This is a genomic window from Psychrobacter sp. Ps3, from assembly GCF_022129275.1.
GTDB lineage: Bacteria > Pseudomonadota > Gammaproteobacteria > Pseudomonadales > Moraxellaceae > Psychrobacter > Psychrobacter submarinus.
In genome coordinates this window covers 124,705-136,317 of sequence record NZ_JADQAL010000004.1, presented here as the reverse complement: position 1 = coordinate 136,317, position 11,613 = coordinate 124,705, and the positions used below count along the sequence as shown (strand labels likewise).

The 11,613-nt window shown below is 47.0% G+C and carries 6 protein-coding genes; all 6 read right to left on the bottom strand.

Annotated elements, in window-relative coordinates; genetic code table 11:
- Window positions 1–119: 119 nt before the first annotated feature.
- The gene (gene guaD / locus I3248_RS02595; protein ID WP_238062427.1) at window positions 120–1,538 is read right to left on the bottom strand and encodes a guanine deaminase; all 1,419 of its coding nucleotides are present in this window, start codon (window positions 1,536–1,538) and stop codon (window positions 120–122) included.
- Window positions 1,539–1,721: 183 nt separating this feature from the next.
- Window positions 1,722–2,741 carry an XdhC family protein gene (locus I3248_RS02590; RefSeq protein ID WP_238062426.1) on the bottom strand — a complete coding sequence of 340 codons (1,020 nt, stop codon included), beginning with the start codon at window positions 2,739–2,741 and terminating at the stop codon, window positions 1,722–1,724.
- On the bottom strand, window positions 2,734–5,328 hold the full coding sequence (gene xdhB, locus I3248_RS02585) for a xanthine dehydrogenase molybdopterin binding subunit (RefSeq protein WP_238062425.1): 2,595 nt from the start codon (window positions 5,326–5,328) through the stop codon (window positions 2,734–2,736). Before xdhB ends, I3248_RS02590 begins: the two co-directional genes overlap by 8 nt.
- Entirely contained in the window at window positions 5,328–6,950 is a 1,623-nt protein-coding gene (gene xdhA, locus I3248_RS02580; RefSeq protein ID WP_238062424.1) for a xanthine dehydrogenase small subunit, read from the bottom strand. The genes xdhB and xdhA overlap by 1 nt, the downstream gene beginning before the upstream one ends.
- A 593-nt stretch (window positions 6,951–7,543) precedes the next feature.
- A complete protein-coding gene (locus I3248_RS02575) occupies window positions 7,544–8,236 on the bottom strand; it encodes a 1-pyrroline-5-carboxylate dehydrogenase (RefSeq protein ID WP_201602628.1) in 693 nt (230 codons plus the stop codon).
- Window positions 8,237–8,247: 11 nt separating this feature from the next.
- Window positions 8,248–11,502, bottom strand: coding sequence for a bifunctional proline dehydrogenase/L-glutamate gamma-semialdehyde dehydrogenase PutA (gene putA, locus I3248_RS02570; RefSeq protein WP_238062423.1), 3,255 nt, complete (start codon window positions 11,500–11,502; stop codon window positions 8,248–8,250).
- Between the last annotated feature and the right edge of the window lie 111 nt (window positions 11,503–11,613).

The window sequence follows — 11,613 nt, the reverse complement described above, 5'->3', positions numbered from 1 at the left end:
CTGGAACAATTTTAGCGATCAGCAGTGCCTATTTGCGAATGTTCAACACGCCCTAGTAAACATACTCTGACTATATCAAATTATAGCGCTATGCCAAACCCTATCTCTAAAGTCGCCTTTTAAGCGCTAAGCTTTTTATATCGACTCACCCCAGCAATGATAGTCTCATCAATCACTCGGTCATCGCCTAGCATCATCAAGACAAATAACTGCTCCTCAAGAGTTTTCGTCTGACTCATGCGGCGCTCTAATAACGCTGTGCCTGCTAAGTCAATCACCACAAAATCGGCTTCTTTATTCGGCATAAAGTTACCAATTTTATCGTCTAGTACTAGTGACTGCGCGTTACCTAAAGTGATTTGATACAAGCCTTGATGCGCGGATAGCGGATTGCTCTGGAGTTGCTGGACTTTATAGGCTTCATTTAACGTCGTCAGCATTGACAGACTGGTGCCCGCGCCGACGTCGGTGGCGATACTGACTCCGGTGTAGCTCAACGTCTTTGGCAAATCAAATAGCCCACTACCTAAAAACAAATTGGACGTTGGGCAGTGAGCGATCTGGGTGCCAGTATCGCGCAGCACTTCGTACTCTGATGTCTCAAGATAGATACCGTGTGCCAGCGTCGTATAGCGGCCCAATAGGGACATATCCGCATAGACATCGAGGTAGCCCTTGTGATTGGGATACAGCTCACGGACAAAAGCGACTTCATCACGGTTTTCGGCTAGGTGGGTTTGTAAGTACACGTCATCATAGCTGGCGTAAAGCTCGCCTGCCATTTGCAGCTGTCTAGGCGTTGAGGTAATCGCAAACCTTGGAGTAATAGAGACATGCTGACGACCACGATTATGCCACTTATCGATGATATCTTGGCTATCGCGGATGCCCTGCTCTGTAGATACACACAGATGCTCAGGCGCATTGATGTCCATCAGTACGTTACCCGTAATCATCCGTGTCTTAAGTTTTTCGCTCTCTAAAAAGAACGCCTCAACAGACTCAGGGTGGCTTGTGGCAAATACTAGCGCGGTCGTCGTACCATTAGCAAAAAGCTGATTTAAAAAGAACTGTGCCGTATCATGTGCAACTTTTGGATCACCGAAATTTGCTTCAGTGACAAACGTATAGTTATTGAGCCAATCAAGCAGCTGTTCACCGTAAGACGCAATCATGTCTATCTGCGGATAATGCACGTGAGTGTCGATAAAACCTGGCATGATTAGCTTATCTTGATAATCATGGATTTTTACGGGTTCCTGACCTTCTTGATCATTAGCGTAACTCAATAAAATAGCGTGTTTATGACCGTAATCAACCACGAGACCCGTGGCGTCATCGACGACTAATGCACCCTTGGCGATATATTCAGGATAGACGGTTACGCCAGCCACTACCGGTAATAGCGTTATGTTTTTTTGGACAATTGTAGTCTCGAGATCATCCGAGCGCTCAGAATTAGTGCGTGCTATTCTTTCGTCATAATCATCTTGGGTCAGGTAATGTAATAATTGCGCTTGATAAATATGGATAGTCATAAAAAAGTCTCACCGCTCTATTCATAGCACTGATGTCCATAGGCTATGATCGGTATAAAAAAGGATTAAAGTCGTTTAAAAAGTTACTTTTTATGGCTATGTTGCACTCTTAATTGGCACTTACAGATAGCTCAGTAGTGATAGATTGTAAAATTAAACAGCCGGGAGTGGTATATGGATTGCTCACGCTTGATGATACTGCTGCATAATTTGTGCAGCGATAGATACCGCCACTGCCATCGGCTCTTTACCGCCTATAGGCAAGCCTATGGGCATAGTGATTCTCTTAACTAATGACTCACTATAGCCGCGCTGTAGCAAGCGATCACAAAAGCGCTTAGCCTTAGTCGCAGAACTGATACAGCCAATATAAGGAGACGATCCTTTGATAGAGTTATCTACGAGCTCAGTATTATTTTTATCAAGCATTGAGCTATCTTCAAAGGTTATCTCGTCGTCCGCTTTGAGTACGTCTAATGCTGCACGCACTAACTCAAAATCAAGATTATGATCATGGGTCATAACCAGCATAAAGCGTTTACCGCCTTGCTCTATAAAAGGGCGAACAAAATCCACAGGCTCGTCATCGATATGTACGCGAATGTGCTTTGGCAAGCGATAAGTAGGCTCATCTACACTCTGTGTACTCTTAATCGTAGACTCAGCCGATAGATACTGATCGAACCTCTCAGCTCGGCTATCCACCCAATCTACCTGACAAGGCAGCTCTGCTAATATCGTCATCAAAGCCGCTGCCACATGACCGCCGCCAAATACTAGTATCGACAAAGGCGGCGTGATATTAAAGCGCTCAAACATAACAGTCACACTACCACCGCAGCATTGGGCCAGCTTAGCGCCTAATGGATAGTGTTTAGTGTAGACCGCATCACGGCGCGCAGCTTTTGCCTTCTCAGAGCGCGCTTTTTGTGATGTTTTGGCGGTTGTGGCCACATCGGTTTCAAGCTCGCCAGTGAGCATCTGTCTTGCGGTGCTGATAACATCATGCTCAAGGCCGCCGCCGCCTAACGTATCGCTAAAATCATCGCCGGTCACAACCATCTTCGCCTGCAGCGCCCTTGGAGCTGAACCGTTGACAGCAACGACAGTCGCCAATACATGCGCAGCCCCCTGCTGCTGATAGCGCGCTAGAGCCTCGTACCAACGTTCAGGCGGCATGGCCGATACAGATAAATTACTCACTGTGCGCCGGACCCCTAGCGACTGAGACATTAGGATCTTTTATTGCCTCAGGCTGCTCGTCATCGTGCTCGCCTGCCGATTTAGGAGGACTGGTGTCCTCAGCGTGTGGCACTGGCTGCGCTTTATCTTTATTATCCATCTTCACTTTGCCATCGGCGCTGAACTGCTCTTTGACTTCTGGGTGACTATCGGTATTTATGTCATCAGTAGGATTTTTTCTTACAGGTATCTCCCACTCCTCCCCTTGCAAGCGCATTACTGCTTTTAGCACCGCTTCACTAGTGGCAGGCATAGTCAGATCAGGGTTTACTTTATAATCCGCTAAGCTTGCCACCGCATTGTTGATCGCGCACCAAACACTAGCGGCTAGCATAAAGGGCGGCTCGCCTACCGCTTTTGAGTTATAAATAGTCTGCTCTTCGTTTTTGCGATCGAATAGCTTGACACTCCACTGTTTTGGCAGATCATGCGACGTTGGAATTTTATAATTAGCAGGACTGTTCGAAGCTAGCGTACCTTTGTCATCCCATGTCAGCTCTTCTGTGGTAAGCCAGCCCATACCTTGTACGAAACCGCCTTCAATCTGTCCAATATCAATAGCGGGATTAATTGACTGCCCGACATCGTGCAAGATATCGCAGCGCAGCACCTTATATTCGCCCGTCATAGTGTCAATCTCTACTTCTGCACAAGACGCGCCCAAGGCAAAGTAGAAGAAAGGCCGACCCCAAGCTTTGGAGCGATCGTAAAATATCTTTGGCGTTTTATAGTAGCCAGTAGCAGAGAGGCTAATGCGGTGCTGATAGGCAAGGAGTACCAGCTCTGCAAACGTTAAGGTCCCTTTATCGCCAATCTGCACATGATTATTTTCAAACTTGATACTATCAGACGATACTGCAAAGTGCTCAGCGGCAAACTCAACTAAGCGCCCTTTAACGGTAAGGCAAGCGTTTTGCGCGGCTTTACCATTGATATCCGTACCTGAAGAGGCAGCGGTTGGCGAAGTATTCGGTACTTTATCAGTGCGCGTTGCAGTGACCTTGACCGTATCTAAGTCCACTTCGAATTCATTGGCGACGATCTGAGCAATCTTAATGTATAAGCCTTGCCCCATCTCTGTACCGCCATGGTTGATTTGAATGGTGCCATCGGTATAGATGTGCACTAACGCGCCTGCTTGGTTAAGATGCTGCACGGTAAAAGAGATGCCAAATTTGACAGGCGTCAAAGCTATGCCTAAACGCTTGTCGCTACCTTCAGCCTGTGCCTTTTCGTTAGCCGCCATTATCTGCTGACGACGCTTATCGTAATCACAGTCTTTCGCTAGATTGTCCATCAAAGTGGCCAAATCAAAATGCTCAATTGGCTGACCATAATGGGTGGTTTGACCATCTTGATAAAGATTATTTAGGCGCACCTCTAGCGGATCTTTACCTAACGTATAAGCAATTTGATCCATCATATATTCAGCAGTCATTAGACCTTGTGGTCCACCAAATCCGCGATAAGCGGTGTTTGAGACCGTATGCGTTTTGCAGCGGTGGCCGGCAACTTTTGCCGCAGGATAATAGTAAGCATTGTCACAGTGGAACATCGCGCGATCGACAATAGCGTCAGATAGATCTGGCGAATAACCACACAGCCCTGACAGCTGCATATCGACGCCTAGGATCTGTCCAGACTCATCAACACCGACCTCGTAGCGATTAGAGAACTCATGACGCTTACCGGTGACCACCATGTCGTCTTGACGATCCAATCGCATACTCACAGGCACATTATGACGTTTGGCAACGATAGCGCTCAGACATGACCAAGCCGCCGCTTGCGTCTCTTTACCACCAAAGCCGCCACCCATTCTGCGTACGACCGTACTGACCGCATGAAAAGGCAGATCGGTGACTTCAGCGACTAGCTGCTGCACCTCACTTGGATGCTGAGAGGATGTATAAACCTCAAGGCCGCCATCATCACAAGGTGTGACATAAGACACTTGCCCCTCTAGATAGAAGTGCTCTTGCCCTAACATATGGATATGACCTTGCAAGCGCTTAGGAGCATTCTCTAAAGCTGACTGCGTATCGCCTCGCGTCATAAAGTGGCTTGGACGTACAAACTGCTCTTGCTCAAGCGCTTGCTCAACCGTCACTATCGCAGGCAACGGCTCATATTCGACTTTCGCTTCCAAAACGGCCTTTTTTGCTGCGCGGTGACTCGTTGCCACTACTGCAAATAGCGTCTGACCGACGTATTCAGTGATGCTATCTACCATCAAAGGATCACCATCAAACACAGGTCCGATATCCGTTGCCGCAGGCAAGTCTTTAAACACTAAAACATCAACCACCCCGTCAGCCGCTCTCACCGCATCTAAGTCCATACTGATAATACGCGCATGAGCGTGCGTGCTTTTGCCCACTGCCAGATGCAGCGTACCTTGCGGCTTTAAGATATCATCGACGTAGGTCGCCGTTCCCATTACGTGACTAATGGCACTATCATGCTTAGCGGAGCTGCCGATTTTGTTTTTGGGTGGACGTACTCGGCGGATTTTATAGCTATCAAAAAGGCTTGAATGATGACTCATTATGCTGCTCCCTGCGTTGGTAACTCAGTCATTAACTGCTTGGCGCACTTGACTAGTAAGCGCTGCACCACATGCATACGATATTCGCGGCTAGCTCTAACATCCGTCATGGGTGACACATCCAAAGGCATGGCATCTGCTGCCATCTTAAAACTTGCGATGTTAACTTTCTGACCGATAAGCGCGTCTTGGCAATGCTGCGCTAACAGAGGAATAGCAGCCATACCGCCTAAACCGATTTTGGCATTAGCAATCGATGAGTTATCTGCTGATAAATCAATTCTCGCTGCCAATAGACAAGCTGAGATATCGTCCTCATAACGTTTACTAATTTTGTGAATAAATAGGTGCTGATGCGCTTGCATTAAAGGAATATGCACCCCGACTACATAACTGCCTGGACGCAATTTGGTTTTTTTATAATCTAGGAAAAACTCAGCCAAAGAGATGGTTTCATCAGAGACTGCAAATGATTTTTTACTATCGTTATCAGCATCCGTCTCTTCATTGATGACATCACAGTGGCGTAGATGCACTCGCGCCTCTAATGCTAACAACACAGGCGGCAGATCACCAATCGGTGAGGCATTGGCAATATTGCCACCAAGCGTACCCATATTACGGATCTGCGGTGAGGCCGTGCGCGCAAATAAATCAGCAAAAGCAGGAAAGTGCTGCTCTAGAATCGGCAGCATTTGCTTATAAGTCATGCCCGCGCCGAACGTTAACTCTTGATTATCGGCAGACTCTGAGAGCGACCACTGCTGTAGCTCATCGAGCGCTGAGAGCTGAATAATAACCTCATGATCCATCAAGCGCTGAGTAACGGTCAGTCCCAAATCAGTACCTCCCGCCCATATCGTGGCAGTAGGATACACAGCGAGTAATTGGTTCAGCTCGCTGACAGTACGTGGTATAAATAGCTGCTTTGAGCCATCAATCAAGGCAGGCTCTATAGAGCGTAGTTGAGTATTTGACTCGGCCTTATCAGTATCGGTTTTCTGAGCAGCATGACTTGCCATAGCATCTGTTGCTAGAGTGAGCGCTTTGGACGGCGTATTTGCGCTATCGAGCTGTTGACCGATTTGCTGCATTTTTAAACCAGCATCGATAATAGGCCGATAGCCGGTACAGCGGCATAGATTGCCAGATATAGAAGCGACGATCTCATCGTAGCTAAAATTAGCGGCGTTTGCATTATCCTGTGTCTGCAGGCGATTGTTTTCGTATAGGTTCGCCAATGACATCACAAAGCCTGGCGTACAAAACCCGCACTGCGAGCCGTGACATTCAACCATCGCTTGCTGCGCAGGATGCAATAGTGCCCGATCAGGATGGTTTTCAGGGTTATCTGCTAGGTAGGCGGCTGTCAATAAATGATGACCATCCATTAATGACAGTAGTGTGATACAAGAGTTGAAAGTAAAAAAAGGTTCACTCTTAGTACCCGCTTGCGACGGTAAGCGCTGAGCCATGATGGTACAAGCCCCGCAATCACCACTACCGCAGCCTTCTTTGGTATCGGTTTGACGCTCGTGCAAGCGCAAATACTCAAGCACGGTAGTATTAGGGTTAAGATCACGCACTTGATGCGGCTTGCCATTTAGATAAAAATGAATCATAGCTGTACTCGGCTGTCTGGATAAAAAGGAGATAAATAAAATTTATCTTTAATCGGATAATAATACGTTAACAATCAATATATCAAAGGTCAGGCGCACGCAGCGACACTGCCATAAGGTAGTATTCAATTATTGTAATAATAAAATTTATACGACGACGATCATCATACCTACATCAATACTGATAGCTATACAGGTATTGAATAAGCTGACTGCCTATGAGACTGCTGACTGGTTCAGACTTAATCTTTATTGAGGATGGAGCTTCAGTATCTATCACTGCACTTTAAGCGCTTATATAGCTACGAAGATTGAAAAACGTCCGTTTACTTTGGCTTGTAGCCAATCACTATTCCGTATTTTGATTAACCAGTCAAAGCTACTTGTTAAAGCTGACTATTTGGTTAACATTGTAATGTTAGCATTATCTTTAATTATTATACAACTCAAAAACAGCATTTACATTAAAAAACTTAAAACGCTTGGCATCTATTATTGGTCAAGGCATAAAAAGGCCAGCGCTCATTTATCAAAACAACTGATAAACAAACGCTGGCCGAAACCTCTAAACTTACAGACCTTTCTTTAAACGATTAGTCATTACCAAGCTCAAGTAAGCTGGCATTACCACCGATAGCGGTCGTATTGATAGTGATGACACGCTCAGTGACGAAGCGGTGCAGATAATCGAGACTTAACATCTCAGAGAAGCCCTCCATATCAGTCACTGCTATCACTTGTGTCAAAATACCATCTGTGTTGGCAAGCTCCTGACTGATACTTTGCACCTCTGCTTGGCTACCTGCGACTGCTACTTGTGCAAGGCGATCAATATACAACAAGGTGATCGTTTGTGAGTCATTAGCAACGCTCAGCACATCATCGCTGATGCCGACATTGTAGAGTATCTTAGCTGCCTCTTCGCACATATCGACTTGGCTTGGGCAGTGCAGAATTACCTCATTACCGGTCAGTAGTGCTGCAATGAGCTGACCCAATACCGCCATCGCTCTTGCAGATTCGCCGCCGATAACCATAGTTTTGCCGCGAGCGGTGACGTATAGATCGTTAGACTCGCCCGTAGCGCCGATCATCCGCTGCACTTCATCAAGCTTCGGCGCGCTGCTAAGTAAATGATAAAATAGCTTGCGCGCTTTATTGGCATCACCTGTTAACAGCGCAAGCTTAGGTATCGCAGCTTCTAAGTACACCGAGCGCTCAACTGCGCCTAATAATCGCCAAGCTTCACAAACCTCAGCATGATTTTTTTTAAATTCATTTGCCATCTTGCTACTCCTTATGCGAGCTGTGTCTGTGTGGTTGATTGAGTGTTTGTGCTATGAGTAGTATTGCCTACAGCGCCTTGCTCAGCGCTAAGCTTCATTAAACGTGCAACATAATGTGGTCCGCCAGCTTTAGGTCCTGTACCAGAGAGACCTGTACCACCAAAAGGCTGAACGTTGACTACTGCACCGATTTGGTTACGGTTGACGTAAGTGTTGCCAACGACTACTCGGCGCTCGATATGCTCGGCGATGTTTTCTATACGGCTATGGATACCCAAAGTCAGACCAAAGCCTGTACCATTGATTGCATCTATTAGCTTATCAAGGTCACGCGCTTTATAGCGTAGTACATGCAAGATCGGGCCAAAGTGCTCACCACCGATAACATCGATACTGTTTACTTCAATCGCGGTAGGCAGTACAAAGGTTGCCTCATCTTCACTAACGACTGAGCTTGCGCTCATAGGGGTCTGTCCCAAAATAGTCGCGGTCGCCTCAGACTGCATACGTTCGATATGGGCTTCTAGTCCTTTTTTGGCATCACTATCGATGACAGGACCGACATCGGTTGAGACATAAGTCGGATTGCCCACGACCAACTCTGCCATATGCCCCTGTAGCAGCTCGATAATGCCATCGGCGACATCTTCTTGCACGCATAAGATACGACAAGCTGAGCAGCGCTGACCGGCTGAGCCAAACGCAGATAATACTGCATCAGTCACCACTTGCTCAGGCAATGCGGTTGAATCGACAATCATCGCATTTTGCCCACCAGTTTCGGCAATTAATATCGGCAGCTCACCACTGGTCTGCGCGTGATTGTTTAGGCTTTGGTTAATGCGCTGAGCAGTTTGCGTTGAGCCAGTAAAGATGACGCCTGCAATCTGATCTGATGCCGTCAAAGCACCGCCAACCTCTCCTGCGCCAACGACGAACTGTAATGCCTCGAACGGCACACCTGCTTGATACATGAGCTGAGCGCCGAAATGCGCGATCAAGCTGGTCTGTTCAGCTGGCTTTGCCACCACCGTATTACCCGCAGCGAGCGCGGCAACTATCTGACCGGTATAAATCGCTAAAGGGAAGTTCCATGGGCTAATGCAAACAAAAGTACCGCGAGCTTTATAGACTTGACGAAGCGATTTGCCTGATAAGTCAGTTATCTCATGGACCTCAGCTGCTAAACGCTCGGCTTCATCAGCATAGAAGCGACAAAAATCCACCGCCTCTTTGATCTCATCGATACTATCTTGCATAGTTTTACCCGCTTCGAGCTGACAAAGCGCCATCAGCTCCGCGTAGTTTTCTTCATACAAGTCTGCCGTTTTTCGTAGTATCTCAGCGCGTCTTGCGGCAGGAACCGCTTGCCAAGCGGCTTGACCGGCAACGGCTACCTCAATGGCTTGATTGGCAATCTCAGCATTGGCATACTGAACCTCGCCAGCTTTTACATTATGATTCCAAGGCGCAAGGACATTTTGACTCTCGAGCTGATGAGTAGCGCCCTCTTTTGTATATTCGCTAATCGCTTGACCATCGATGATTGAAGTCGCTGTCCAAGTCTTTTTGCGCTGTTCAGCAATCGCCGCTTCAAAAGGCTGCCACTGGGAGTCGACAAATATATTAGGGCCATAGCTCGCTTCACGCTCGCCATATATCTCTAGCGGTAAGGGAATCTCTGGGTTGTGTAAGTGCTCATTCGCTACGAGCTTATCATACGGGTGCACAGTAAGCTTATCGATCGGATAAGACTTATCTAATAGCTGATGTACAAATGAGCTATTGGCACCATTTTCTAGTAAACGTCTCACTAAGTACGGCAGCAAGTCTTGATGCGCGCCGACTGGGGCATAAATACGTACTGGTATCTGATAGGTTTGTAAAATATGATCATAGAGTGCGTCGCCCATACCATGTAGACGCTGGAACTCGAAGTCTCTGTGGCTACTCATAGTCATGACAGACGCCAGAGTATGCGCATTATGAGTGGCAAACTGCGGCCAAATCAAACCACGCAGATGATCTGAGAGTAAAAAACGTGCGCAGGCTAAATATGCAGTATCTGTGCCTTCTTTACGTGTCCATACCGGATAGCCTGATAGGCCTTTTTGTTGCGCAAGCTTGATCTCAGTATCCCAATAAGCGCCTTTAACCAGACGTAGCGGAATACGGTCGCCAACCTCAGCCGCTAAGCTCGCAAGCCAAGCAAATATTGCGATAGCACGTTTTGAGTAGCCCTGTACCACAAGACCCAGACCGTCCCAGCCAGCAGTGATAGGATCGCGGTATAGCGATTCAAAGAGCTTTAAAGAGATCTCTAAGCGATCGGCTTCTTCGGCATCAATACTCAAATCAACATTGACTTCGCGTGCCGCCTCAATGAGTAGCAGGCAGCGCTGACGCAAGCGCCCAAACACTTGTGCTTCTTGGGTTGCCTCATAACGCGGGTGTAGTGCGGATAGCTTGATAGAAACCGAAGGCTTAGGCATGCCCTCCTTTACTTTGATATTCGCCGTAGATTTAATCGCATGCAGATAATCATTGAAGTACTTTTCAGCGTCTTTATTGGTAATGGCCGCTTCACCGAGCATATCGAATGAATAGGTATAGCCTTTATTGCGATAAGGCTGACTATTACGATTCGCCTCCTCAATCGTCTCGCCAAGCACGAACTGATGACCCATAATGCGCATCGCTTTTTGCATAGCCGCGCGAATCATAGGTTCGCCCATCTTTTTGGTCATGCGATCCAAAAACCCTGACGCGGTCGTACTGCTATCTATACTAACCACCCGCCCGGTCATCATCAGCCCCCAAGTCGAGGCGTTGACCATCATGCCATTATTATCTTTGAGATGTTTTTTCCAATCGGCCACGCTCATCTTGTCGCGAATCAGCGCGTCAGCCGTATAGTTATCTGGTACACGAATTAAGGCTTCAGCCAAGCTCATCAGCAAGATACCTTCTTGCGTATCTAAGCTGTACTCTAATAAAAGCGAGTCCACCATCTTGACTGACTTACTATCACGGCGCACATACTCAACGAGCTTGCGCGTCTGGTCACTTGCTGCATCGCGCTCAGCCTCGGTCGGCTTTGCCAAAGGTAGTAGCTCTGATAGCCAGCGCTCTTCATCGACACTGTATAATGGCGAGATACGCGCATACAGCTCATCGCTCGATTGCTTGATATAATCAGGTGAAAGCAGCTCTGTTGGCTGAAATAGTATAGGCTCTTGCGGGGTAAACTGATCTATTGGGTGCATACCAACTCCATAATTATCGTCTAAAAACTATGATAAATAGAGCGTCAGGATTTTTATAATCTCATATCTTTATACTGGTATTTTTAGTTATTTAAAACGATATAAAATATA